Source organism: Streptomyces syringium (assembly GCF_017876625.1).
GTDB lineage: Bacteria > Actinomycetota > Actinomycetes > Streptomycetales > Streptomycetaceae > Streptomyces > Streptomyces syringius.
Map to the genome: position 1 here is coordinate 5261274 of NZ_JAGIOH010000001.1, position 23845 is coordinate 5285118.

Genomic DNA, 23845 nt, shown 5'->3' on the forward strand with positions numbered 1-23845 from the left:
GCCCAGCGTTACGCGTCGCGCTTCACCAGTGCCGCGTACGCGCCGCCCAGGGCCATGGCTGCCATGCCGAGCATGACCCACAGCGGTTCCCAGCCGGTCAGGCCGTCCCCGCCCTCGGTGGCGAAGATGCCGACGAGCTGGCTGGGGATCGAGTACTCGAAGAGCCACTCACGGACGTCCGAGAGGCTCTCGGACATCATGAACATCGCCACCACCACGGGCAGCAGTACCAGGCCCAGCATCGTCGTGATGGCCCCGGCGGAGTGCCGCAGCAGCGTGCCCACGGCGAGCGCCAGCAGGCCCAGCGCACCCATGTACAGGCTCACACCGACGGTCGCCTTGAACCACTCATCGCCCGTCGCCTCAAGGGCCAGATCGCCCACCATCGCCGTGTTGATCACACTCACCAGCGCGGTGGAGACCAAGGTGATCACGAACGTCAGCGAGAAGAACACGATCGCCTTGGCCGCCAGCACCCGGCCGCGGTTCGGGCAGGCGGTCAGGGTCGTGCGGATCATCCCCGTGGCGTACTCGGAGGCGATCGTCAGGACGCCGAGGGTGATCACACAGATCGAGCCCAGCAGCAGGCCGAAGACGCCGAGGCCCAGCGCGGAGGCGTCGACCTCCTTGTTCACCGCCTTGAAGATCGTCCCGATCAGGATGCCGATGCCGACCACGAGCACGACCATGACGCCGAGCGTCCACATCGTCGAGGGGACCGACTTGATCTTGGTCCACTCGGAGGCGAGCGCGTCCCCGAGGGTGGCCTTGCGCACCGGGATCGGCGAGACGTAACCGCCGGCGGGCGCCGTGCCCGGCCAGTAGCCCTGCTCGTGCTGGGGCTGCTGCTGGGGCGGCTGGGGCTGGGCGTAGGCCTGGGCCTGCGGGGGTCCCTGCGGCGGGCCCTGCGGGGCGGACTGCGGGGGCGCGGGGTGCTGGGGGGTGGTCATCGGGCGTCCTCGCTGTCGCGCTTGGTGAGGTCGGCGGGGGCGGGTGCGGAAGCCGGCGCGGCGGTCGGCTGCGCCGGGGGAGAGGCCGGAGCCGCGGCGGGCGGCTGAGGCTGCTGGTACTGCGGCGCGGCAGGGGCGGCGGCGAACTGCTGCTGGTGCTGCTGCGCGTACGGGTTGGGCTGCTCGCCCGGAAGCACCGGGTAGGGGTTGCCCTGCGGCTGACCATGCGGCTGGCCCTGCGGCGGGGCCCAGCCCTGCGGGGCGCCCGGCTGGCCGTACCCGGGGGCCGGCTGCTGGAAGCCCGACATCTGGTCGGCGGTCGAGCGGTAGTCGACCGCACCCTGGGTGAGGCGCATGTACGCCTCTTCCAGGGACGCCTGGTGCGGGGAGAGTTCCCACAGGCGGACGTCCGCGCTGTGCGCGAGGTCGCTGATGCGGGGGAGGGCCAGGCCCGTGACGCGCAGCCCGCCGTCCTGCTCGGGCAGCACCTGGCCGCCCGCCTCGACCAGCGCGGCGGTGAGCTTCTCGCGACCCTCCTGCTCGCCCTCGGGCGTGCGGACGCGGGCGAAGTCAGCCGAGTTCGCGGAGATGAAGTCGGTGACGCTCATGTCGGCCATCAGCTGGCCGCGCCCGATGACGATCAGGTGGTCGGCGGTCAGCGCCATCTCGCTCATCAGGTGCGAGGAGACGAAGACCGTGCGGCCCTCCGCGGCGAGCCGCTTCATGAGGTTGCGGACCCACAGGATGCCCTCGGGGTCGAGGCCGTTGACCGGCTCGTCGAAGAGCAGCACCTGCGGGTCGCCGAGCAGCGCGGCGGCGATGCCGAGCCGCTGGCCCATGCCGAGGGAGAAGCCCTTGGAGCGCCTGCGGGCCACGTCCTGGAGGCCCACGACGCCGAGCACCTCGTCGACCCGGCGGGCCGGGATGCCGGAGAGCTGGGCGAGGGACAGCAGGTGCTGCCGCGCGCTCCGCCCGCCGTGCACGGCCTTCGCGTCGAGGAGGGCACCGACCTGGCGGGGGGCGTTGGGCAGCTTGTTGAACGGGTGGCCACCGATGGTCACCTGCCCGGCCGTCGGGTTGTCCAGGCCCAGGATCATGCGCATCGTCGTCGACTTGCCGGAGCCGTTGGGCCCCAGGAAGCCGGTGACGGCGCCTGGCCGTACCTGGAACGACAGGTTGTACACGGCCGTCTTGGCGCCGTAGCGCTTCGTCAGGCCGACTGCCTCGATCATTCTCCGCCCCTCGCGAGCTGGTCGGGGCAATAAGCCCCCGTGAGGGTTAGGAGGATAGACGAGGGTTGACGGTTCCCGATTTGTGGGATTTCCAGGGTCGGCGGTGGGTCAGGGAGCGGTCACCGAGCGCTCATGCGTCGCGCTTCTTCAGCAGGACATATGCGCAGATCAGCGCGGCGACCACCCATACCACCATGATCGCGAATCCGCCCCACGGCCCGTACGGGGCGTCGTCGTCGAAGGTGACGACCTGCATGACCTTCTGCCCCGCCTGGTCCGGGAGGTACTGGCCGACCTTCTTGGTGGCGGAGACGTTGCCGAGGATGGCCGAGATGAGGAAGAAGAACGGCATGAGGATGCCGAGCGAGAGCATCGGGCTGCGCAGCATCGTCGCGACGCCCATCGAGAAGACCGTGATCAGCGTCATGTAGAGCCCGCCGCCGATCACCGCGCGCAGCACGCCGGGGTCACCGAGGGCCGCTTTGTGGCTGCCGAGCATCGCCTGGCCGACGAAAAAGGCGACAAAACTCGTGATCATGCTGACGACGAGGGCGAGCAGTGTGGCAATGGTGATCTTGCTGAAGAGAAAGGTGCCGCGCTGCGGAACGGCCGCCAGCGAGGTGCGGATCATTCCGGTGCTGTATTCGTTCGACACCACCAGCACACCGAAAACGATCATCGCGAGCTGCCCGAGACCCATCCCCGCGAAACTCGTGAAGGTCGGATCGAAGGTCAATTTCTCCCGCGTGGAGAGTTTATCGAACTCATTTTTGGACAATGCGCTGATCAGCGCGCCGAGCGCGACCGTCACCACCACGGCCAGACCGAGCGTCCATACCGTGGAACGCACGGATTTGATCTTTGTCCATTCGGAGCGCAGGACCTGCGTCACCACCGCCATCGTCAGGACCCTTTCTTCCGCCAGTCGGCTCCCCAGCCGGGACGCCCGCCCGGCGGCGCGGCCGGGCCGGCCTGCCGGGCCTCCTCCGGCGGGCGGCCGTCGTGCGCGTGGTACTCCACCGACTCGGCGGTGAGCTGCATGAAGGCCTCTTCCAGGGACGCCCGCTGGGGGCTCAGCTCGTGCAGCGTGAGCTGATGCCGCGCGGCCAGCTCACCGAGGTGCGGCGCGTCCTCGCCGTCCACCTCCAGGGAGCCGTCGGCCGTGGGCCGGGCGGTGATGCCGGCCCCGGAGAGCACGTCCCGCAGCCGCTCGTGGTCGGGCGAGCGCATCCGTACGTACGAGCGTGAGTTCTCCGCGATGAAGGCGGCCATGGAGGTGTCGGCGAGCAGCCGGCCCTGGCCGATGACCACGAGGTGCTCGGCGGTCAGCGCCATCTCGCTCATCAGGTGCGAGGAGACGAAGACCGTACGGCCCTGGGCCGCCAGGTTCTTCATGAGGTTGCGGATCCAGTGGATGCCCTCGGGGTCGAGCCCGTTGACCGGCTCGTCGAACATCAGGATCTCGGGGTCGCCGAGCAGCGCGGCGGCGATGCCGAGCCGCTGGCCCATGCCGAGCGAGAAGCCCTTGGTGCGCTTCTTGGCCACCGAGGTCAGGCCGACGGTGTCCAGCACCTCCCGCACCCGGGCGCGGGGGATGCCGTTGCTCTGGGCCAGGCACAGCAGGTGGTTGTGGGCGCTGCGGCCGCCGTGCCAGGCCTTGGCCTCCAGCAGGGCGCCGACGACCTTCAGCGGGTCCTTCAGCGAGCGGTAGTGCCTGCCGTCGATCCGCACCGAGCCGCTGGTGGGGTTGTCCAGGTCGAGCATCATGCGCATGGTCGTGGACTTGCCCGCGCCATTGGGGCCCAGGAAGCCGGTGACGATTCCGGGGCGCACGGTGAAGGTGAGGTGGTCGACGGCGAGCTTTTCGCCGTAGCGCTTGGTCAGCCCCTCAAGCTCGATCATCCACCCACGCTAAGGGCGCCCGGGGCGCCCCGCCACCGGTGGCGGCGGGTCCGGAACGCCGGCGGACCGGGCCGGATGCATGCCGGATGTATGGCCGAAACTATGGCTGAAAGCAGCCCAGCGCCCCGTGCGCCACAGGGGTTCGCGCACGACGCGCTGGGTACGTCGCTGGGTAACGTACGGCCCGCTACGGGGCGTCGTTCAAGGGATCAGCGGCTCTGCTGGGCCGGGACGCCGCGGGAGATCGGCTCGTCGTCGCCGGGGACGCCGGCCGCGGCCACCGCCGCGCCGGTCAGCGTGGCCAGCATCTCGCGGACGTTGGTCAGCTGGGCGTTGATGCTGTCGCGGCGGTTGGTGAGCGCCGCCAGCTCGCGCTCGGATTCGCTGCGGATCCGGTCGGCCTTCGCGTTGGCGTCGGCGACGATGTCCTCGGCCTGGCGCTGCGCGGTCTCCACCGTCTGGCGGGCCCGGCGCTCGGCGTCCGTCCGCAGCTTCTCCGCCTCCAGGCGCAGCTGCTCGGCCCGGTGCTCGATCTCCGCGAGCCGCTTCTCGGCCTTGGCCTGGCGGGACGCCAGATCGCGCTCGGACTGCTCGCGGCGCTTGGCCAGGTTGGTCTCGAAGTCCGCCGCGGCCTGGGCGGCCTTGGCGCGGGTCTCCTCGAAGAGGGAGTCCGCCTCCTCCCGCTTGGACTGCGCGTCCTTCTGCGCCTCGGCCCGCAGGGAAGCGGCGTCGCCCTTCGCCTTCTCGACGATCCGGGCGCCCTCGTCCTCCGCCTTCGCCTTGCGCTCGGCGGCGAACGACTCGGCGTCGTTGCGCACCTGCTGCGCCGCCGACTCCGCCAGCTCACGGTGCTGCTCGGCGGCCCGACGGGCCTCCTCGCGCAGGTCCTTGGCCTCTTCCTCGGCCAGCCGCAGGATCTTCTCGACCCGTGCCCCGAGACCCGCGTAGGACGGCTCCGCGTCATTGACCTGGGCCTGAGCGTTCTGCGTTTCGAGGTGCAGCTCCTCGATCCGCTTTTCCAAGGACGTGATGCGAGCCAGTGCGCTGTCACGGTCGGCAACGAGCTTCGAAATGCGGTCGTCCACCTGGCCGCGGTCGTAGCCACGCCGCACGAGCTCGAAGCCGAAGGGGGAGGAAGTGTCACTCATGGGGTTCCTGTCGAAAGAGACCGGTGAGGTGATAGAGGGAATCCTAGGGGTGCGAGCGGCGTGTCAACGAGAGGATGGGAGGGACAACTGGAGAATGTCCCCCCGTTTGAGTGGCTACTTCTGGGACTGCTTGCCACTCGATCGAGTTGCCCCCGCGCCCGCAGCCGCCTTCACCCCACCGTCCTTGGTGCCGCCTGCCCCCGGGGCCTCAAATGATTCCAACGCTTCCAACACGTCCTGGACACGGGAAATCTCGGCATTGATGTCCTCCCGACGGCGCACCAACACCTCCAACTCCCGCTTTCCCTCCTCGACGAGCCGCTTGGCCTCCTCCGCACCCTCGGTGCGCAGGCGCTCGGACTCGCGTACAGCGGCCGCCTTCTTCTGCTCGGCCTCCTTCAGCAGCCCCTCGGCCTTCCGCACGGCGGCGATCCGGACCTTGTTGGCCTCGGCCCCGGCGTCGGAGACCAGCTTCTTCGCCTTCTCCTCCGCCGCCGCCAGCTGCTCGGTGGCCGCCGCGACGAGCTTGTCGCAGCGCTCACCCGCCGACTGCATCGCCTCGGCCGCCTCCCGGCGGGCCCGGTCGTGCAGCTCCTCGACCTCTCCCTCGAGCCGCGAGCGCAGCTCCTCGGCCCGCTCCCTTATGGCCGTCGCGTCCCCGCGCGCCTCCGCGAGCATGGTGTTCGCATCGGTACGGGCCTGCTCCACCAGCGCGTTGCCCTCGCCGGTGGCCTCCTTCACGATCCGCTCGGCCTCCCGGCGGGCGGCGCCCACCATGGTGTCGGCCTGCTCCTCCGCGGCCGCGGCGGCCCGCAGGGCCTCCTCCTGGGCCTTGGCGATCAGGGCGTCCGCCTGCTCGGCGGCCTCGGTGCGCTTCTGCGCCGCCGCGTCCCGCGCCTGGTCGATGGTCCGCTCGCCCTCGGCCCGCGCCTCGGACCGCAGCCGCTCCGCCTCCAGCACGGCATCGGCCTTGATCTTCGCGGAGTCGGCACGCGTGCTGTTCGCGTTCTCCTGCGCGGAGTTGAGCGCGGCCTCGGCCTCCAGCCGCATCCGCTCGGCCTCCGCCGTCGCCTCCGCGACGAGGGCGTCCGCCTGCTCGGCGGCCTCCGTGCGGCGGGCGTTCGCGGCCTCCCGGGCCTCGTCCAGGGCCTTGGCGGCCTCGGTACGCAGCCGGTCCGCCTCGGCGGTGGCCTCGGCCATGAGCGCGTCGGCCTGCTCGCCGGCCTCCGTGCGCCGGGCGTCGGCGGCCTCCCGGGCCTCCTCGGCCGTACGGGCCGCCTCGGCCCGGGCCGTCTCCAGGCTCTCCTCGGCCTCGGCACGCATCCGCTCGGCCTGAGCCGTCGCCTCGGCGATCAGCTCATCGGCCTGCTTGGCCGCCTCCGTGCGCCGCGCACCCGCCGCCTCGCGGGCCTCGTCGACGATGCGGTCCGCGTCGTCCTGCGCGGAAGAGGTCAGCTCCGTCGCCGCGTTGACGATCCGTTCGGCCTCGGCGTGACCCTCGGCCCGCATCTTGTTCGCGTCCTCGCGGGCCTCGGCGCGCGCACGCGACGCGTCCTGCTCGGCCGACGCGAGCGCGTCGGAGGCGTCGATGCGCATCTGCTGCGCCTTGGCCGACGCGTCCGAGACCATCCGCTCGGCCTCGGCCGTCGCCTTGGCGATCAGCTCGTCGGCCTGCTCGGCGGCCTCCGTGCGGTGCGCGTTCGCGGCCTCACGGGCCTCGTCCACGGTCCGCTCGGCCTCGGCGACCAGCCGCTCGGCCTCCGCCGTGGCCTCCGCCTTGTGCGTCTCGGCGAACTCCTGCGCCTCGTCGAGGGCCTTGGCGGCCTCGGCCTGCAGCCGCTCCGCCTCCGCGGTCGCCTCGGCCACGAGGGCCTCGGCCCGCCCGGCGGCCTCCGCGCGATGCGCCTCGGCGCGCTCGCGGGCCGTGTCCACCGTCGCGGTGGCCTCGGCCACCAGCCGCTCGGCCTCCGCGGTCGCCTCGGCCAGGAGCGCGTCCGCCTGACCGGCGGCCTCCGTGCGACGGGCGTTCGCGGCGTCCCGGGCGTCGTCGAGCACCTGGGCGGCCTCGGCCCGCAGCCGGTCCGCCTCGATCGTCGCCTCGATCACGAGGGCGTCGGCCTGCTCCGCGGCCTCGGCACGCTTGGCGTCCGCGGCCTTACGGGCCTCGTCCGCCGTCCGGGCCGCCTCGGCCCGGGCCAGCTCGACCGTCTCCTCGGCCTCCGTGACCAGCTTCTCCGCCTCGGCCATGGCCTCGGCGAGCAACTGGTCCGCCTGCTCGGCGGCCTCGGTACGCCGGGCGTTCGCGGCCTCCCGCGCCTCGTCCAGTGTGCGGGCGGCCTCCGCCTCCAGCCGCTGCCCCTCGGCGACGGCCTCCTCGACCGTCCGCTCCGCCAGCGCCTTCGCGGCGTCCTTCGCCGCCTGCGCCTCGGCCCGCATCCGGGCAGCGTCCTCGCCGCCGCGCTCGCGCTCGGCATAGGCGTCGGCACGGACCCGGTCCGCTTCCTCCTGCGCCTCGGTACGGGTCCGCTCGGCGTTGTGCTCGGCCGCCGAGCGCAGCCCGGCGATCTCCTCCTCGGCCTGCTCGTGCAGCCCCGCGACCGCGTCCCGCACCTGCTGGGCCGTCAGCTCGGCGGCGGCCACCAGCTCGGTGGCGCGCTGCTCGGCCTCCTCGACCAGCCGCCGCGCCTCCTCCTGCGCCTCCGTGACCCGCTTACGGGCCGACGCCAGCAGCTCCTCGCTCTGCTCATGGGCCGCGGCACGCTCGGCCTGCGCCTCCGTACGGGCGTCACCGAGCAGCTCCTCGGCCTCGCGACGCCGGCGGGCGGCCTCCTCCTGCGCGGCCGTCAGGGCCTCGGCGGCCTCGGCGGCCGTCCGCTCGGCCGCGGCGTTCGCCTCGGCCCGCACCCGGTCGGCCTTCTCCCGCGCCTCGGCGCGCAGCCGCTCCGCCTCCGCGGCGGCCTCGGTCCGCAGCCGCACGGCCACGGCCTCGCCCTCGGTACGCGCGGCGGCCGCCTCCTCGGCGGCCTCGGCGCGCAGCCGCTCGGCCTCCGTCTCGGCCTGCGCCTGGAGCGTACGGATCCGCTCCGCGGACTCCGCACGGAGCCGCTCGGTCTCCTCGGCGGTCTCCCGGCGCAGCCGCTCGGCCTCCGTGCGGGCCTCGCGCAGCGCCGTCTCAGCGGACTCCACCCGCTGCTCGGCCTCGGTGTGCAGCCGCGTCAGCTCCGCGTCCGCCTCCTCGCGGCGCGCCTTCGCGGCCCGCTCGGCCTCCTCGCGCAGCTGCCGGGCGGCCTCCGCCGCCTCGGTGCGGGTGCGCGTCGCGTGGTCCTCGGCCTCCTCGGCCATCTCCTCGGCCTCGGCGCGGGACCGCTCCAGCACCTCCTCGGCCTGCTTGCGCAGGCCCGCCGCGCGCTCGGCGGCCTCGGCGCGCACCCGCTCGCTCTCGGCGTTCGCGCCGCCCCGGGTCTCCTCCGCGTCGGCCTTGGCCTTGGCGAGCAGCTCCTCGGCGGTGCTGGCCGCCTCCTCGATCTGCTGGAGCGCCTCCCGGCGCGCCTCACCCCGGATCCGCTCGCCCTCGGCGACCGCTTCGGCCCGCAGCTGCTCGGCCTCGCCGCGCAGCCGCCGTGCCTCCTCCTGGAGCTCGACGGTCTTGGCGCGGTACTCCTTGGTGTCGTCCTTCGCCTCGCCCTTGAGCTGCTCGGCGGTGTCCGCCGCCTGCTCACGCAGCCGCTCGGCCTCGGCCTCCGCCTCCCGGCGGATCCGCTCGGCCTCCTCGGCGGCCGCCTTCGTGGCGGCACGGGCGTCCTCGGACGCCTTGGTCAGGATCTCCTCCGCCGTCCGGGCGGCCTTCGCGAGCTGCGCCGCGGAGTCCTCGGCGGCGGCACTGCGGGCGTTGTCGGACGCCTCGGCCAGCAGCCGGTCGGCCTCCGCCCGGGCATCGGCGCGCAGCTGCTCCGCCTCGGCCTTGAGGGCCTCGGCCTCCTTCGTCGCCTCGCCCACCAGGCGGGCGATCTCGGCCTTGGCGGTACGGGTGCGCTGCTCGTTCTCCGACTCGGCGGACGTCAGCCGGCGGGCGGCGGACTCCTTCGCCTCGGTGACGAGCTTCTCGGCCTCGGCGCGCGCCTCGCGCAGCGCCGTGTCGGCCTCCTGCATCCGCGCCTCGGCGCCGCGCGTCAGCTCGGCCGCCGTCGTACGGGCCTGGTCGGACTCCGCGCTCGTGGCCGTGCGCAGCTGCTCGGCGTGGTCGGTGGCCTCCTGGGCCTGCGCGGACGCGGCGGTCAGCAGCCGCTCCGCGTCGGTGCGCGCCCGGCGCAGTATCGCTTCCGCTTCGGCGCGCGCCTCCTCGGCGGCCGCCCCGAGCCGGGCCCGGGCCTGCTCGGTCAGCCGCTGGGCCTCCGCGCGGGCGGCGGCCAGCGCGGCCTCCGACTCCGCCCGGGACTCCTCCAGCAGCCGCCGCGCCTGCGACTCCGTGCGGGCCCGCAGCTGCTCGGCCCAGGCCACGTTCTCGTTGACGTGCGACTCGACGGTCTGGCGGCGCTCGTTGAGCTCCTCGTCGAGCCGCTGCCGGCGCGCGACGGCCTCGGCGTGCAGCTCGGCCTCCATCCGGGCCTGGCGCTCGGCCTGCTCCTGGAGGAGACGCTGCGTCTGGGCCCGGGCCTCGCGCAGCTCGCGCTCGGCGTCGGTGCGGAGCTGTTCCGCCTGAATCTGGGCATTACGGAGCAACTGCTCCGCCTGGTACCCGATATCGGCGGTGTCGTATGCCGGACGGTGGGCGAGAGTGCGGCGCGCCTCGTGGAGCTTGGCGCGCAGCACCTCGACCTGATAGCCGAGGTCGTCGGCGTGCTGGACCGCCTTCTCCCGCTCCTTCTTCAGCCGCTCCATCTCGGCTTCGAATTGCGAGAGGTGGTCGTCAGCCTCGTAGCGGTCGTTGCCCCGCACTGCGCGGTCCCATCCGTCCCCTGGTCGCGTTGGCGGCCGGCCCCGTCCTGCGTACTGGTGGAACCCCGGAGCCCGCCCTTCCGAAGAAATGGTGTCAGATCATCGGTACAGCCTGGGCCGGGCCCCACCCGTACCCCGGCTGAGCCTGCACTCTACCGGCCGGGGGAGGCAGTGGTCAGTGCTCCGTCCCGGGGGTGGTCGCCGAGGTGACCAGTTCGGTGAGAACGCCGTGACAGTCCTTGGGGTGCAGGAAGGTGATCCGGGAGCCCATCGAACCGATCCGCGGCTCCTCGTAGAGGACCCGTACGCCCTTGTCCCGGATGGCCGCCGCGTCGCCGTCCACGTCGGCGGTGCCGAAGGCGATGTGATGGACCCCTTCCCCGTTCTTCGCAAGCCACTTGCCGACCGCGGAGTCCTCCCGGGTGGGCTCCAGGAGCTGGAGGTAGGACGCCCCGCCGTCGGACGTCTCATTGATCTTGAGCATGGCCTCGCGCACGCCCTGCTCCTCGTTGACCTCGCTGTGGAACACCTCGAAGCCATACGTGGCACGGTAGAACTCGACAGTCTTGTCGAGGTCGAAACAGGCGATCCCGATGTGGTCGATTCGCGTCAGCATGGCTCCAGTGCACCGCCGTACGCGTGGTTACGCAACGTGCGCGCGATCACACCCGCTGCCCGGTGACCGGGCGGGTACCGCTCAGTACATTGACGGAAACCCTCGTTAACCTCCTCCGCTCGAAGGGGCCGCGCCTCATGACCGGTACGAACGGTTCCACCGACAAGACCTCCGTGATCGTCGCGGGCGCCCGGACGCCCATGGGCCGCCTCCTCGGATCGCTGCGCACCTTCTCCGGTGCCGACCTGGGCGGGGTGGCCATCAAGGCGGCCCTGGACCGGGCGGGCATCGGCGGCGACCAGGTCCAGTACGTGATCATGGGCCAGGTGCTGCAGGCCGGCGCCGGGCAGATCCCGGCCCGCCAGGCGGCCGTCAAGGGCGGCATCCCGATGAGCGTGCCCGCCCTCACCATCAACAAGGTCTGCCTCTCGGGCCTCGACGCCATCGCGCTGGCCGACCAGCTCATCCGCGCGGGCGAGTTCGACATCGTGGTGGCCGGCGGCCAGGAGTCGATGACCAACGCCCCGCACCTGCTGCCCAAGTCCCGTGAGGGCTACAAGTACGGCGCGATCGAGATGCTCGACGCGATGGCGCACGACGGGTTGACGGACGCGTTCGAGAACATCGCCATGGGCGAGTCGACCGAGAAGCACAACACCCGTCTCGGTATCGCCCGCGCCGCGCAGGACGAGATCGCGGCCGGCTCCCACCAGCGCGCCGCCGCCGCCCAGAAGAACGGCCTCTTCGAGGCGGAGATCACCCCCGTGGAGATCCCGCAGCGCAAGGGCGAGCCCGTCATCTTCAGCAAGGACGAGGGCATCCGCCCGGAGACCACCGTCGAGTCGCTGGCCAAGCTGCGGCCCGCTTTCGCCAAGGACGGCACGATCACGGCCGGTACGTCCTCGCAGATCTCCGACGGCGCCGCCGCCGTGGTCGTGATGAGCAAGGCCAAGGCCGAGGAGCTCGGCCTGGAGTGGATCGCCGAGATCGGCGCCCACGGAAATGTGGCCGGGCCGGACAATTCCCTCCAGTCCCAGCCGTCCAACGCGATCAACCACGCGCTGGGCAAGGAGGGCCTCACCGTCGATGACCTCGATCTCATCGAGATCAACGAGGCGTTCGCCGCGGTGGCCGTGCAGTCAATGAAGGACCTCGGGGTATCCCCGGAAAAGGTGAACGTCAACGGCGGAGCCATCGCGCTCGGCCACCCCATCGGTATGTCGGGTGCCCGCATCGTGCTGCACCTCGCGCTGGAGCTGAAGCGGCGCGGCGGCGGCGTGGGCGCGGCGGCGCTGTGCGGTGGCGGCGGCCAGGGCGACGCGCTGATCATCCGGGTGCCGGGGAACTGACCCTCCCGGGACCCTCCCGGATTCCGACGCGCGGGCTCGGGCTTTCTCAGATCGAACGGAGCAGTCATGGCGGACGTCCCCACGCTGGTCGAGCAGGCACGGGAAGGCCGGCCGCGTGCCGTGGCCCGGCTGATCTCCCTGGTCGAGGGGGCGTCCCCGCAGCTGCGCGAGGTGATGGCGGCGCTGGCCCCGCTGACCGGCGGGGCGTACGTCGTCGGCCTCACCGGCTCGCCCGGCGTCGGCAAGTCCACCTCCACCTCGGGCCTGGTCTCCGCCTACCGCCGGGCGGGCAAGCGGGTCGGCGTCCTCGCCGTCGACCCGTCCTCCCCGTTCTCGGGCGGCGCCCTGCTCGGTGACCGCGTGCGGATGTCCGACCACGCCTCCGACCCGGGGGTCTACATCCGCTCGATGGCCACCCGCGGCCACCTCGGCGGCTTGGCCTGGGCCGCCCCCCAGGCCATCCGGGTGCTGGACGCGGCGGGCTGCGACGTGATCCTCGTCGAGACGGTGGGCGTGGGGCAGTCCGAGGTGGAGATCGCCTCCCAGGCCGATACGAGCGTGGTGCTGCTGGCCCCGGGCATGGGCGACGGCATCCAGGCCGCCAAGGCGGGCATCCTGGAGATCGGCGACGTCTACGTCGTCAACAAGGCCGACCGCGACGGCGCCGACGCCACGGCCCGCGAGCTGAACCACATGCTGGGCCTCGGCGAGTCCCGTGGCCCGGGCGACTGGCGGCCCCCCATCGTCAAGACCGTCGCCGCGCGCGGTGAGGGTCTCGACGAGGTCGTCGAGGCGCTGGAGAAGCACCGGGCGTGGATGGAGGAGCGCGGCGTCCTGTCGGAGCGGCGCGTGGCACGGGCGGCCCGCGAAGTGGAGACCATCGCGGTGACCGCCCTGCGCGAGCGCATCGGCGACCTGCACGGCGACCGCCGCCTGGACGCGCTGGCGGAGCGGATCGTCGCCGGCGACCTGGACCCGTACGCGGCGGCGGACGAGCTGGTGGCGGGCATTGCGGAGGGCATCACGGAGGGCTGAGACCCGTCAGCCCTCGACTCCGGTGGCGGTGTGGGCCGCGCCCACGGGCTTGGACTCGGGTGAGCCGCGCTGGCGCAGATAGATCGACAGCACCGCCATGGAGGCGACGGCGAGCAGTTCGGACTGCCAGTTCTGCAGGGTGCGGTCCCAGAAGTCCGGCAGCACCAGGTACTCGCCCCAGCTGTTCGGTGCCTGCAATTCCCTGAGCTGCCGCTCGTTGTGGGCGGCCACGCCGGTGACGGACTGGGCCAGCCAGGACAGCAGGAAGATGGTGCCCATGACCATGCCCAGCGAGCGGGCGTAGGTGGTCTGCCGCCAGCCGCGCTTCTTGGCCCAGCGAGGTGAGTCCTGCTTGGCGTGCTCGCCGACCATCTGCTCCTTGTCCGACTCGGTGCCCGCCTTGTGCGGTTCCTTGGACTCCGGCGAACCGCGCTGCACCAGCCATACGGTGACGAAGATGTAGAGGAAGAACTGCAGGTACTCCGACTGCCAGTTCTCGGTGACGTCCACCGCGAAGTCCGAGGACGTCACATAGCCGCCGAAGTCGACCCGGGCCAGGCCCTCGTCGACGAGCTGGCTGTTGAACTCCGCGTGCCCGGCGATGGCTTGGCCCACGAGGGTGAGCAAGAAGCCGATGCCGAAGGCGAGTCCGAGGCCGTTGTCGCGCAGGAAGCTCCGCTGCGGCGGGGTGTGCTGCCGCTGCTCCTCGTCGCCCGTCGGCTCCTTCATCGGTACATCAGCCCCAGCGTCATGAAGTACGCCAGGCCGGCGGCCAGGAGCAGCAGGATTCCGATGAACATCACCTTCACCCGCTCTCACCCGCCCTTGATCTCGCACTGGTACGGCTTGTCCGGGCGCTCCTCGCAGCCCGCCGCGGTGACTTTCCAGCCGCCGGGGAACCGCGACAGGAACAGGGTGTCCGCCGTGAGAACGGCTCGGGCCTGGTTGCCGTAGACGTCCACGTGCCGCACCGGGCCACCGGCCGGCACGTCTTCCTGACCGACGGCTTCCTCGCACGTCGCGCGTGCCGACTGGGCGAGCTCCTCGCGGGTGGCGGGGGCCAGTACGGCACACACCTTCGCGTACTGCCGGGACCCGAGGGCCTTCTCGAAGAGGGCGCTGGCCGCGGTGGCCCCGTCGCGCCGTTCGGAGACCGTTCCGCATCCGCTCGCCGCGGACACGGCCGCCACCGCGATCACCACCCCGAACCATCGGCCGGTCACAGGCCACCTCGCTCACCCGGCCGGGCCGCGAAGCCGCTGGTCCGACGGCCGACCCTGTCGATCAGTGCGGCATCGGTACCCGGGCGGCCCGTTTTCCACGCCTTGGGGTGCGCCGTTCGGCCCAATCGCCTCGCCGAGCCTCGTCGAGCGGGCGGTGGATGGGTCAGCTGGGCCGGGTGCGGAGCCAGTACGAGCGGGCGGCCACGGTCAGCGCGATGCCGTAGACGGCGAAGGCGACGAGGCCGATCCAGCTGACGAGCAGCGCGTCGGCGGAGGAAGGGAAGTCACCGGACCGCACGCGCACCGCTCCGACGGTGGCCAGGGCGCAGTAGCCGGTCCCGAGCACGCCGTGGGGCAGCAGCGTGGCGGCGCCGATGAGGGCCGGGGTGAGCGGCAGCCAGCGCGGCACCCGGCGGCCGCCGAGGACGAGGGTCCAGCGGGGGAAGACCTGGCCCCAGGGCCGGATCAGCCCGAACAGCAGGAACACACCGAGCGCGGCCAGCAGTGCGGTGGCGTCGAGGCCCCAGGACGCCAGGGTGAGCCACAGCCCGGAAGCGCCGTTCTCCTCGGCCTTCGCGAGCATCTCCTCGCCGCTCACCCCCGCGAAGGTTCCGCCGACCACCCAGGTCACCTTCATCGCCGCGTACGGAACGAAGGCGGCCGTCCCGGCGTAGGCGGCGAGGTGGACGTCGCGGGACGCGGGGGATGGCTGTGGGCGGGTGCCGGTCGCGGGGCGCGCGTCGCCGGCGCGGGCGGTGGCGGTGGCGGTGGCGGTGGCGGCGAGCAGGACGGCACCGATCCCGCCGAGCGCGTTCTTGGCGAAACCGGCGCCGCTGTCGACTTCCTGATTGACCATCAGTGTGATCACGTCCATGAGCAGCCCGAACGCGCAGACGGCGGACAGCGCGCAGGCCGCCCAGAGCAACGCCCGCGCCCGGGTCAGCGTGGCGGCGAGCGTGGCCAGAGCGCCCAACCCCACGAGCAGCCAGCCCAGTTCGACGGGTCCGGGGTCGTCGCCCCGGTAGAAGACAGGTGTGCCACTCAGCACGGCCCCCAGCCCGAACCCGCCGTAGACCACGGCCCAGCCGAGCGTCGCGTACCCCACCCAGCGCGGCCACGCCTGCCGTCGCTCGCGCCAGGACATGCTCGTCATTCGTACGACATCGGTCATGCGTCGAACGTCGCATCAGCGGTGGTCTGCGCACGTCCCTCGGCTGGATGATCCGCATCCGTCGGGCGGGTGATCCGCGAGCCGTCCGGGGCGTCGACCCGGCCAGGGCGCTTCTGACTCCCTACCCCACTTAACGGAACTGCCAGTCGCCCGCATGGAGCGTGTCGGGGCCGTCGTCGCCGGTGTCGTATTGGACGATCTGGGCGCCGTTCAGCAGGCTCTCCGAAAGGATGGTCAGGCCTTTGCCGCTGTGCCGGGCCACGATGAACGGGTAGCCGGGCACTCCGCTCGGCAGCTGCGCGAACTGCTGGTGATAGCCACTGCCGCAGGGATTCTGCTGAGCCCTGTAGTTGTTGGCCTGGCTCGCGTTCGCGATCTCCAGGCACTTGCCACTGCTGGCGACGACGAGCTGGAAGTACCCGTCGCTGGTGGGGCGCTTGTTCCACTGCTGGGCGACCGTGCCGTTACAGGAGTACTGCTGCACCCTGGCGCCGTTGGCCTGACTGCCGCCCGCCACCTCCAGGCACTTGCCGCTGTGGAGGTTGACCACCTGCTCGTAAATGATCTGCGGGGACGGAGGAACAGCGGCGGCAGCCGGTGACCCGCCGGCCAGGCCCAGACCGCACACAGCGGCGGCAGCCGCCAGCCCTGAGAACGTTTTTCGCGTACGCGTCGGCTCCATCGTCCCGATCCCCCTCCAACGGAAGACTGTCGGTAGGCAGCCTGGCCCGCCCGGAGCGGGCTGTCGTGGCGATAAGCGGCCAACAAACGGGCCAGTGGATCAACGGGCCGGCGGAGATACGTGAGGCAAGATTGAGCCGTGCCAACCGAGTCGGACGAAATCGAGCTGAGCGAACACGAGCTGCGTGAAATCGCGGGCTACGCGGCTGACTGTGCGCGCAGGGTGCTGCCGGTCTTCGAGCAGAATCTGCCCGCTGACACGCGCCCTCGGGACGCCATCGATGCGGCAACCGACTTCGCCGACGGCGGCCGGCGCACGGGCGCCCTGCGGCAGAGCGCGTGGGCGGCGTACCGAGCGGCGCGAGAAGCCGCTTCACCCGCTGCGGTCGACGCGGCACGAGCGGCGAGCCATGCGGCTGCCGCTGCGTACCTTCATCCCAAGGCAAGCGCGCATCAGGTGAAACACATTCTCGGTGCGGCAGCGCATGCGGCACGAGCCGAAGAATTGGCGTCCGGAGAAGACCGGCTCGTCACCGCAGGGACCCTTGAATGGGCCCGGCATCACGCACCAACAGCGGTCACGGCGGTGCTCGGCCGTCTGCCCGCCGCACCTCCCGGGGGCGGGCGCGTGGGAGAGTTCATTCGCGATCTCGACGCCGCTCTTCGCGCGTGAGGCGGGTCAAGTACGGGAAATCCGACGGGCTTCCTTGAGCTCGCGGTCGGTGGCCCAGGCGTCGGCTACCGGGCCGAGGTGGCCGAGCTTGTCGGGGTTGCTCACCGAGCGGATCGTCTGGATCTGCCCGTCGAGCACATCGAGGGCCATGGCGTACAGCACCTTGCCGTCCCGGTCGCGGAAGATCGCGCCCGGCTGGCCGTTGACGTCGCGCGGCTCGAACGTCACGTCGACCCGGATCAGCCAGGGGAAGATGGAGGCGAGCAACCTGGCCGCCTTCTCCGCGCCCACGATGGCCCTGGCCAGCGCCGGGGACTTGCCGCCGCCGTCGCCGACCAGCGATACGTCGGCTGCCAGCAGTTCCTGCAAGCCGGTGACGTCGCCTTCGCGGAGGGCGTCGAAGAACCGCGTCGCCAGCTCCTGGCGCTCCTGACGGTCCGCCTCGAAGCGTGGCCGTCCGGCCTGCATGTGCCGCCGTGCCCGCACCAGCAGCTGTCGGCAGGCCGCCTCCGAACGCTCCACCGCCGTGGCGATCTCGTCGAACCCGAAGCCGAACACTTCCCGCAGCACGAACACGGCCCGCTCCAGCGGGCTGAGCCGTTCCAGCAGCACCAGTGCCGCCATCGACACCGAGTCGGCCAGCTCCGCCGCCCGCGCCGGATCCTGATACGGATCGTTCAGCAACGGCTCGGGAAACCACGGGCCCACGTACTGCTCCCTCCGCACCCGCGCGGAGCGCAGCACATCGATCGATATCCGCGTCACCGTGGCCGACAGGAAGGCCTTGGTCGACGTGGGCCGGGTCGTCGAGCCGTCGAAGCGCAGCCATGTCTCCTGCACCGCGTCCTCGGCCTCACCCACACTGCCCAGAATCCGATAGGCGATCGAAAACAGCAGCGGCCGCAGCTCCTCGAACTCCTCGACCTTGCTCACGCCGACTCTCCTCCCCCTGATCCCCTCCCACCTGGCCGTACTCGTCGGCGCAGGTGGCTGCCGGTGATCATCCGGACCACCGGCAGGCCACACTAACGCCCGTCGGCCGGGGGGCTGACGCCGCTCAGTGGAACTGCCCGGCCTTGTAGTCACCGGCCGGCTGCTGGGTGATGATGTTCAGCCGGTTGGCCATGTTCATGGCGGAGATCAGGAGGGTCAGGCAGGAGAGCTGCTCCTGGTCGAAGTGCTTGGCGGCGTTCGCCCACACCGCGTCGCTGACCCCACCGGCCGCGTCCGCGACCCTGGTCCCCTCCTCCGCCAGCTCCAGCGCGGCCCGCTCGGCGTCCGTGAAGACCGTGGCCTCCCGCCAGGCCGCCACCAGGTTCAGTCGCACCGAGGTCTCACCGGCGGCGGCTGCCTCCTTGGTGTGCATGTCGATGCAGACGGCGCAGCCGTTGATCTGGCTCACGCGCAGCGACACCAGCTCCTGCGTCGCGGCCGGCAGCGACGACTCCCTGAACGACTTGCCCAGTGCCATGAATTGCTTGAGGGCCTTGCCGGTGGTCGGGTCGGCAAGGAAGTCCAGTCGTGCGTCCATGGTGTGCTCCTCCGTGGTCGTCAGTGGCTACACCCCTTGAGACGGGACAGCCCGACGCCTTGTGACACGGGTGAATGTGACCTGGGTCTCCCGCTGAGTTGCGATGGTCCGGGCAGGTGGGGGTAGTTGACGGGGCGTCGGTGATCCCGGCGAGGGCCGGGTTGTCTTGTTGTTTGGAGGAAATGGAATGGCGAAGCCCCCCTTCGGCGCCTTGACCGGCGCGATCGCGGCGCTCGGTACCGTGCTGGCTTGCCTGGCGATCGAGTTGCGCACAGTCGGGTACGAGCAGTACGTCGAGTCCGTGTCCACCGCCGCCGTTCTCATGTACATCACTGCAAGCCTGGTCGTGGTGACGTGGGCCCGTGACCGTCGGGCGCGCTTGGACTGAGGAGGCCCCGCGCGCTCGTCGGTGTCGTCAGCGGGCTTGGCGGGCGGCGGCGCGTAGGCGGTCGACCTGGGAGTGGATCCAGTCGGCCGCCGGGGCGGGGTCGTTGGGCACTTGGCCTCGGCAGATTCGGCAGAGGCCGCCAGGGAGGGCTTCTGGGCGGCCCGCGATCCCACAGTCCGTGCATTCCATGATGCGGCTGGGTGGGGTCGGCTCAGCTGATGGCGTTCGGGGTGGCTCGGGTGGGAGTTTGTCGACCAGCCGCTTTCGGGTGAACGCTCCGGGGGAGTGGATGACGTCCGGAAGCCCGGCGGTGAGGGTCGTCGCGAAGTCCGCCGGCCGCACCCCGCGTGCCAGCCATTCGGCTGCCAGGGGTTCCAGCGCCTTGCATTCCGCCGCCGAGAGCGTCAGGCGGGCGTCGGTCCTCCCGAGTGCGGCCAGCGCCTCGTAGGCGTCCGTCCGCTTCGGCTGCTGAGCCTGCGGCGCAGGCGCCTGCGGTTCTGCCTCCGGTACGTCTCCCGCCAAGAAGCGGCTCCACCAGGCATCACTGCGGGCGGTCCGTGAGAAGTACGTACGGAACACCCACTGCGTACGTCCGTCCCCGACGGGCTCCCGTACGCGGCGCAAGTGGCCAGCAACGGAAAGGGCGTTGAGTGCGGTGCGGATCGCTTGCTGGCCGTAGGGCGGTAGCTCCTTGGCGAGCGTCTTTGTGTCGATCGCCGCGCCGTCCGGGAGACGGTCGATGTGTGTCGCGATGGACGCCTCACGGGCCGGTAAGTGCGTGAAGTCGTCCCGGCGGCGCGGTGCTTCTCCGGGCGCGGAGCGTTTTCCGTAGCCCGGTGCGGCCATGGGCGGGGCGGCGGTAGGGTTGGCAACAGCCACTGAGATCGCTTCTCTCGATCTTGTTGGTCAGACCCCCGTTCGGTGTTCCACCACCGGCCGGGGGTTGTTTGTTGCTCCGCACGCTACCGGGCGCTGCGCGTCGCCGTGACCTCGTCGCGAAAAAGTCATCTGTACGAGTGCACGCGGGAGGTGGGAGGGTGGGTGGGTTATCTCTTCCCCACCATTCCGTTGGTAAGGAGCTCGGATCCCGACCCCCGAAGCCCGACGCTCAAGCCCCGGCTACGTGCGATATGAACTCCGTCCAGGTCGCCGCCGATACGCGGACCTCCGGTCCGGACCCGAGCTTCGAGTCTCGGATGTGGATGGTGTCGGGGTGCGGGGCGGACACTTCGACGCACTCGCCGCCCTCGTCGTCGCTGTAGCTGGATTTGAACCACGCCAGCTCGGTGCTCATAGCTCCTCCGCCACTTTGCTTATGAAGCGAGCCGACTCCTCAACGCTGAGAGCCTGCATGCGGATCATGCCATGGCGCTGCGAGAGGAGGCTGATCTTCTCGGGGGCTGTATGCAGTGCCCCGGTCTCTTGACCTTCCACATAGGCGTAGCGCTCGTGCTCAGCGGTCTCCAGTAGCACTAGTGGACCTCCGAGCCCGGGATTTACGCCTCCATCGGCGGGCAGGACCTGGATCGACACATTGCGCAACTCGCCGAATTCCAGCAGCTGGTGGAGCTGTCGCTTCATCACCTCAGCGCCGCCCACCATGGTCCGCAGGGCTGCTTCGTAGATCACGAAGCTGAAGAGCGCGGTGGGTCGCAGCCTCAGGCCTTCCTGCCGCTCCAGCCGACCCGCGACCCTCTCCTCGATCGTTTCGTCGTCCAGCGGTGGACAGCGGTTGCCAATGAGCGCCCGCGCATAGTCCTCGGTCTGCAACAGGCCCGGGATGAGCAGTGTCTGGTAGGAGTGCACGGAGATGGCTTCGGCCTCGGCCTGCAGAAACTCCTGCATGCGCGCCGGAAATTTATCCGGCTTCAAGTAATCCTGAGCCGCGAGCAACAACCCCCGCGCCCCGCACATCTCGTCCGCCACCTCGAGGAGCCGAAGCTGCGGCTTCCGCCGCCCCTGCTCCATCGACTTGACCGACTCGTACTCGTACCCGGCTTCCTTGCCCAACTCCTCGCGGGAGATGCCCGCTTGGGTCCGCCACAGTTTGATCTGGTTCCCGCAATACCGCCATGCCATCGGCGGCTGGGAGGTCTCTCCGGTCACGGCATCCGCCTTTCCCGTACCCATGTCGTTACTGGCGACGCTATGGCCGGGCAAGGGGTATATGAGCCGGGTTCGGGGAAACTCCCCGCTCCCGAGTGACGGGAGCGACGGAGTGAGAAGGTGCCCCGCGAGGGGACGCTCAGACGCGACCGCGCGTCGTGCGCAACCGCTTCGCGATCGGGGCGAGTGCGGCGTGGAGTGCCTTGAGGTCCTCGGGGGACAGCAGGTCGATGAAGTGCTCGCGCACCGAGGCGACATGGTGCGGGGCGACCTCGCGCATGGTCTCCCAGCCCTGGTCGGTGAGGACGGCGAAGAGGCCGCGCCGGTCCGACTCGCAGTTCTCGCGGCGGACGAGGCCCGCCGTCTCCATGCGAGTGATCTGGTGCGAGAGACGGCTCTTGGACTGGAGGGTCGCGGTGGCGAGGTCGCTCATCCGCATCCGGTGGTCCTCGGACTCCGAGAGGTTGACCAGGATCTCGTAGTCGTTATTGGTGAGTCCGAACGGCTGGAGGTCCCGTTCGAGCTGGTGCATCAGCAGTCGGCTGACCTCCAGGTGGGCACGCCAGGCGCGCTGTTCCTCGTCGCTGAGCCAACGGGTGCCGTTCTCGGTGTCCATAGATGGATTCTACCTAAGAAAGTTGAAAGATGAACCAATGGTCTTTGTGGAGCGATCGGGACTGAGAAGTCACGCGTTCGGCGTCACACTCCGCAGGGTACCGCTCACAGCCCGAAGCGACGCTGGAGGTCGCCGAGCTGGCCGGGCATCCGGGGTGTCATTGGCTGGTTTGCCGGTGTTGCGTTCGGAACGCCGGCCTGCTGTGGCGTGACGCCCGTGTTCTGCTCGTCCATCAGCTGCTCGGTGGACTGCAGGAGCACCGTACCGGCACCGACGAATTCGAATTGATGCTCCTCGCCCGAGGTGCCGCCGAGGCCCGTCAGGGAGCGGATCCCGCCGAGGACGCCCTTCAGGTACTGGTGATCGTAGTGGTGGCAAGGGGAAGGGCAGTCGGCCCAGCCGACGAGGGCCTGGGGGTCCACGCGGATCGGGGGCTCGACGAAGTGGACCGGGCCGTTGGAGGCGGCCACGAACTTGCCCGTGCCGATCAGCGTCAGAAAGCCGGGGATGATCGACTGCTTCAGTGAGAGCGAGGGCTGGAAGGCGAGGAGATTGCCCGAGCGAACGGTGAGATTGCCGTCTTCGAGGTCGAAGGAATTGACGTCGAAGCTGCGGTCCGCGAGGAGCATCTTGCCCTGGCCCTCGGCGACGACCCAGTCCGAGGCGTGCAGCGGGGAGTGGAAGCTGCTGCGGATGAGACGGTCGAGGGGGCCGTGGCCGATGCCGTGGAAGTCGATGCGCCCGTAATAGGCGATCATCTTCCCCTTCTGCAGGAACCACTGGCCGTTGAGGTCGACGGAGAACGCGTACGGATTGACGTTGTCGTCGACCGGGAGCGTGGTCGCGTCATGGATGACCGGGCCGTTCACAGCTTTTCCTCCGACGCCTGTACGTACACCGTGCCGCTGCCGGACAGCTCCAGCTGGAAGCCCTCGCCCGAGCCGCGGCCGACCATCTCGCGCCAGCCGAGGGCGGTCGAGAGCTTGTTGCGGACGTCGCCGCGGTGGGCGACGTAGGCCTGCGGGTCGACGTGAATGGGGCGCTGCGGGGAGATGGGCAGCTCGATGAAGCCGCCGTGGGCCATCACCGCCACCGCGCCATGGCCCTTGAGGGTGGTGGTGAAGAGCCCCTGGCCGGTGACCTGGCCGCGCACCATGCCCATCACACCTCCCTGGGACCCCATGAACATCGTGCCTTGCTGGAGCGTGCCGTCGAAGGCGAGCAGCCGGTCGGCCTCGACGTAGAGGGTGTCGCCGGACAGCTCGATCACCGAGACGTGGTGGCCGCCGTGGCCGAACATGACCGTGCCGCTGCCTTCGACGGTCATCAGCGGGGTGGCCTCGTTGGCGATCCGGCGGCCGATCATCCCCATGACGCCGCCCTGGCCGCCGGTGATGCTGGGGGTGAAGGAGACATCGCCCTGGTAGGCGAGCATCGCGCCGCGCTGGCTGAAGAGCCGCTGGCCCGGCAGGACGCTGGCTTCGACCATGCGCGAGTTCAGAAGCCGGAAGGGCATCAGACGTCACCCCCGATGGTGTTGCGCTCGCTGGGTTGCACGTAGACGAGCCCCTCGCCCTCGAAGCGGATCTGGAAGGCCTCGCCGGAGCCCTCGCCCATGAACGTCCGGAAGTTCACCCCGGACTGGAAGTGCTGCTTGAGCTTGCCGGTGTGGGCGATGTACGCGCCGGGGTCGACCTGGAGCGGCATGTTCGGCGTCACCCGCAGGACGACGGCCGTGCCGGCCGACATGATCGCCGCCTGGCCGGAGCCCTCGACGGTGGTCGTGAACAGTCCGGTGCCCTGCGAGGCGCCGCGCAGACCGGTGAACGAGGTGCCCGTGCGGAGGCCGCTGTCCGTGCAGAGCAGATTGCTCGACTCGACGTACAACGTGTCGCCGTGCAGCGTGACGAGACTGATCTCGCTCGCGCGGTCGGCGAAGTAGCAGGTGCCGTGTCCCTTCACCTCCATGACTTCCATCTGTTCGCCGGTGAGCCGACGGGTGACCATGCCGCGCAGGCCGTCACCGCCGCCGGTCATCTTCTTGAACGTCATCTCGCCCTCGTACGCGACCATGGCGCCGTTCTTGGCCTTGACCGCGTCACCCGCCATGTCGACGGCGAGGACTTTGCTCCCTTGGAGCCGAAACTGAGCCACGGACCAGACGCTAGCGGCAGGACATACCCCTCCAACAGGCCCCATGGTCCCGGAACCGGTCCGAAGAAGTCCCGGAGAAGTCCCGGAGAAGGCCCGGAGGAAGATCGTCGGGAGTCGCGAGGGCGCCTCCGGCGG

At 70.8% G+C, this 23845-nt stretch carries 24 protein-coding genes; 4 read left to right on the top strand and 20 right to left on the bottom strand.

Annotated features, from left to right (window positions below; all coding sequences use genetic code 11):
* Positions 1-8: 8 nt before the first annotated feature.
* From JO379_RS23615 to mce, 7 genes are all read right to left on the bottom strand, one after another.
* Positions 9-950: an ABC transporter permease subunit gene (locus JO379_RS23615; RefSeq protein ID WP_209516857.1), complete on the bottom strand. Its 942-nt coding sequence runs from the start codon at positions 948-950 to the stop codon at positions 9-11.
* Positions 947-2182 (bottom strand): ABC transporter ATP-binding protein, encoded by a 1236-nt coding sequence (locus JO379_RS23620; RefSeq protein WP_209516860.1) that lies wholly within the window; start codon positions 2180-2182, stop codon positions 947-949. The genes JO379_RS23615 and JO379_RS23620 overlap by 4 nt, the downstream gene beginning before the upstream one ends.
* Positions 2183-2312: 130 nt before the next feature.
* On the bottom strand, positions 2313-3083 hold the full coding sequence (locus tag JO379_RS23625) for an ABC transporter permease (RefSeq protein WP_207303982.1): 771 nt from the start codon (positions 3081-3083) through the stop codon (positions 2313-2315).
* Between the two features lie 2 nt (positions 3084-3085).
* A complete protein-coding gene (locus tag JO379_RS23630; protein ID WP_209516863.1) occupies positions 3086-4084 on the bottom strand; it encodes an ABC transporter ATP-binding protein in 999 nt (332 codons plus the stop codon).
* 209 nt (positions 4085-4293) lie between these two features.
* Entirely contained in the window at positions 4294-5232 is a 939-nt protein-coding gene (locus JO379_RS23635; RefSeq protein WP_130879962.1) for a coiled-coil domain-containing protein, read from the bottom strand.
* Positions 5233-5346: 114 nt separating this feature from the next.
* Complete coding sequence (scy, locus tag JO379_RS23640; protein ID WP_209516866.1) at positions 5347-10167, bottom strand: polarized growth protein Scy; 4821 nt, start codon at positions 10165-10167, stop codon at positions 5347-5349.
* 175 nt (positions 10168-10342) lie between these two features.
* On the bottom strand, positions 10343-10783 hold the full coding sequence (mce, locus tag JO379_RS23645; protein ID WP_130879964.1) for a methylmalonyl-CoA epimerase: 441 nt from the start codon (positions 10781-10783) through the stop codon (positions 10343-10345).
* Positions 10784-10956: 173 nt separating this feature from the next.
* Here mce and JO379_RS23650 point away from each other — a divergent pair, with 173 nt between their 5' ends.
* Entirely contained in the window at positions 10957-12132 is a 1176-nt protein-coding gene (locus tag JO379_RS23650; protein WP_372449148.1) for an acetyl-CoA C-acetyltransferase, read from the top strand.
* A gap of 66 nt (positions 12133-12198) precedes the next feature.
* The gene (meaB, locus tag JO379_RS23655; protein ID WP_130879966.1) at positions 12199-13167 is read left to right on the top strand and encodes a methylmalonyl Co-A mutase-associated GTPase MeaB; all 969 of its coding nucleotides are present in this window, start codon (positions 12199-12201) and stop codon (positions 13165-13167) included.
* A 6-nt stretch (positions 13168-13173) separates the two neighbouring features.
* On the opposite strand, the gene JO379_RS23660 is transcribed toward meaB, so the two are convergent.
* The 4 genes from JO379_RS23660 to JO379_RS23675 form a co-directional block, all read right to left on the bottom strand.
* Positions 13174-13896: a DUF6766 family protein gene (locus JO379_RS23660; protein WP_209516869.1), complete on the bottom strand. Its 723-nt coding sequence runs from the start codon at positions 13894-13896 to the stop codon at positions 13174-13176.
* An 86-nt stretch (positions 13897-13982) separates the two neighbouring features.
* A complete protein-coding gene (locus tag JO379_RS23665) occupies positions 13983-14390 on the bottom strand; it encodes a hypothetical protein (protein ID WP_245381534.1) in 408 nt (135 codons plus the stop codon).
* A 163-nt stretch (positions 14391-14553) separates the two neighbouring features.
* Positions 14554-15561, bottom strand: a complete 1008-nt coding sequence (locus JO379_RS33425) for a hypothetical protein (RefSeq protein WP_245381535.1) — start codon at positions 15559-15561, stop codon at positions 14554-14556.
* A gap of 130 nt (positions 15562-15691) precedes the next feature.
* Positions 15692-16243 (bottom strand): RICIN domain-containing protein, encoded by a 552-nt coding sequence (locus tag JO379_RS23675; protein WP_209516871.1) that lies wholly within the window; start codon positions 16241-16243, stop codon positions 15692-15694.
* A 138-nt stretch (positions 16244-16381) separates the two neighbouring features.
* Here JO379_RS23675 and JO379_RS23680 point away from each other — a divergent pair, with 138 nt between their 5' ends.
* Positions 16382-16915, top strand: coding sequence for a putative immunity protein (locus JO379_RS23680; protein ID WP_130879970.1), 534 nt, complete (start codon positions 16382-16384; stop codon positions 16913-16915).
* A gap of 6 nt (positions 16916-16921) precedes the next feature.
* On the opposite strand, the gene JO379_RS23685 is transcribed toward JO379_RS23680, so the two are convergent.
* Entirely contained in the window at positions 16922-17848 is a 927-nt protein-coding gene (locus JO379_RS23685) for an RNA polymerase sigma-70 factor (RefSeq protein ID WP_209516875.1), read from the bottom strand.
* Positions 17849-17972: 124 nt separating this feature from the next.
* The gene (locus tag JO379_RS23690; RefSeq protein WP_130879972.1) at positions 17973-18446 is read right to left on the bottom strand and encodes a carboxymuconolactone decarboxylase family protein; all 474 of its coding nucleotides are present in this window, start codon (positions 18444-18446) and stop codon (positions 17973-17975) included.
* 187 nt (positions 18447-18633) lie between these two features.
* On the opposite strand from JO379_RS23690, the gene JO379_RS23695 reads away from it, so the two are divergent.
* A complete protein-coding gene (locus JO379_RS23695) occupies positions 18634-18834 on the top strand; it encodes an SCO3870 family protein (protein WP_209516878.1) in 201 nt (66 codons plus the stop codon).
* 27 nt (positions 18835-18861) lie between these two features.
* Here the strand turns inward: JO379_RS23695 and JO379_RS23700 are convergent, their stop codons facing one another.
* The 7 genes from JO379_RS23700 to JO379_RS23730 form a co-directional block, all read right to left on the bottom strand.
* Entirely contained in the window at positions 18862-19713 is an 852-nt protein-coding gene (locus JO379_RS23700; protein WP_209516880.1) for a hypothetical protein, read from the bottom strand.
* A gap of 229 nt (positions 19714-19942) precedes the next feature.
* On the bottom strand, positions 19943-20128 hold the full coding sequence (locus tag JO379_RS23705) for a DUF397 domain-containing protein (RefSeq protein ID WP_209516883.1): 186 nt from the start codon (positions 20126-20128) through the stop codon (positions 19943-19945).
* The gene (locus tag JO379_RS23710) at positions 20125-20913 is read right to left on the bottom strand and encodes a helix-turn-helix domain-containing protein (RefSeq protein ID WP_209518835.1); all 789 of its coding nucleotides are present in this window, start codon (positions 20911-20913) and stop codon (positions 20125-20127) included. The genes JO379_RS23705 and JO379_RS23710 overlap by 4 nt, the downstream gene beginning before the upstream one ends.
* A 166-nt stretch (positions 20914-21079) precedes the next feature.
* On the bottom strand, positions 21080-21556 hold the full coding sequence (locus JO379_RS23715) for a MarR family winged helix-turn-helix transcriptional regulator (RefSeq protein WP_130879975.1): 477 nt from the start codon (positions 21554-21556) through the stop codon (positions 21080-21082).
* A gap of 104 nt (positions 21557-21660) precedes the next feature.
* Positions 21661-22425 (bottom strand): AIM24 family protein, encoded by a 765-nt coding sequence (locus tag JO379_RS23720; protein ID WP_209516886.1) that lies wholly within the window; start codon positions 22423-22425, stop codon positions 21661-21663.
* The gene (locus tag JO379_RS23725) at positions 22422-23072 is read right to left on the bottom strand and encodes an AIM24 family protein (RefSeq protein WP_130879977.1); all 651 of its coding nucleotides are present in this window, start codon (positions 23070-23072) and stop codon (positions 22422-22424) included. The genes JO379_RS23720 and JO379_RS23725 overlap by 4 nt, the downstream gene beginning before the upstream one ends.
* Positions 23072-23755, bottom strand: coding sequence for an AIM24 family protein (locus JO379_RS23730; RefSeq protein WP_209516889.1), 684 nt, complete (start codon positions 23753-23755; stop codon positions 23072-23074). The genes JO379_RS23725 and JO379_RS23730 overlap by 1 nt, the downstream gene beginning before the upstream one ends.
* Positions 23756-23845 lie beyond the last annotated feature (90 nt).

Bases quoted from the DNA above. Each gene is read 5' to 3' on its own strand.
- JO379_RS23615 (WP_209516857.1), bottom strand. From the start codon at position 950: ATGACCACCCCCCAGCACCCCGCGCCCCCGCAGTCCGCCCCGCAGGGC.
- JO379_RS23620 (WP_209516860.1), bottom strand. From the start codon at position 2,182: ATGATCGAGGCAGTCGGCCTGACGAAGCGCTACGGCGCCAAGACGGCC.
- JO379_RS23625 (WP_207303982.1), bottom strand. From the start codon at position 3,083: ATGGCGGTGGTGACGCAGGTCCTGCGCTCCGAATGGACAAAGATCAAA.
- JO379_RS23630 (WP_209516863.1), bottom strand. From the start codon at position 4,084: ATGATCGAGCTTGAGGGGCTGACCAAGCGCTACGGCGAAAAGCTCGCC.
- JO379_RS23635 (WP_130879962.1), bottom strand. From the start codon at position 5,232: ATGAGTGACACTTCCTCCCCCTTCGGCTTCGAGCTCGTGCGGCGTGGC.
- mce (WP_130879964.1), bottom strand. From the start codon at position 10,783: ATGCTGACGCGAATCGACCACATCGGGATCGCCTGTTTCGACCTCGAC.
- meaB (WP_130879966.1), top strand. From the start codon at position 12,199: ATGGCGGACGTCCCCACGCTGGTCGAGCAGGCACGGGAAGGCCGGCCG.
- JO379_RS23660 (WP_209516869.1), bottom strand. From the start codon at position 13,896: ATGAAGGAGCCGACGGGCGACGAGGAGCAGCGGCAGCACACCCCGCCG.
- JO379_RS33425 (WP_245381535.1), bottom strand. From the start codon at position 15,561: ATGACCGATGTCGTACGAATGACGAGCATGTCCTGGCGCGAGCGACGG.
- JO379_RS23675 (WP_209516871.1), bottom strand. From the start codon at position 16,243: ATGGAGCCGACGCGTACGCGAAAAACGTTCTCAGGGCTGGCGGCTGCC.
- JO379_RS23690 (WP_130879972.1), bottom strand. From the start codon at position 18,446: ATGGACGCACGACTGGACTTCCTTGCCGACCCGACCACCGGCAAGGCC.
- JO379_RS23695 (WP_209516878.1), top strand. From the start codon at position 18,634: ATGGCGAAGCCCCCCTTCGGCGCCTTGACCGGCGCGATCGCGGCGCTC.
- JO379_RS23705 (WP_209516883.1), bottom strand. From the start codon at position 20,128: ATGAGCACCGAGCTGGCGTGGTTCAAATCCAGCTACAGCGACGACGAG.
- JO379_RS23710 (WP_209518835.1), bottom strand. From the start codon at position 20,913: ATGGCATGGCGGTATTGCGGGAACCAGATCAAACTGTGGCGGACCCAA.
- JO379_RS23715 (WP_130879975.1), bottom strand. From the start codon at position 21,556: ATGGACACCGAGAACGGCACCCGTTGGCTCAGCGACGAGGAACAGCGC.
- JO379_RS23725 (WP_130879977.1), bottom strand. From the start codon at position 23,072: ATGCCCTTCCGGCTTCTGAACTCGCGCATGGTCGAAGCCAGCGTCCTG.
- JO379_RS23730 (WP_209516889.1), bottom strand. From the start codon at position 23,755: ATGGGGCCTGTTGGAGGGGTATGTCCTGCCGCTAGCGTCTGGTCCGTG.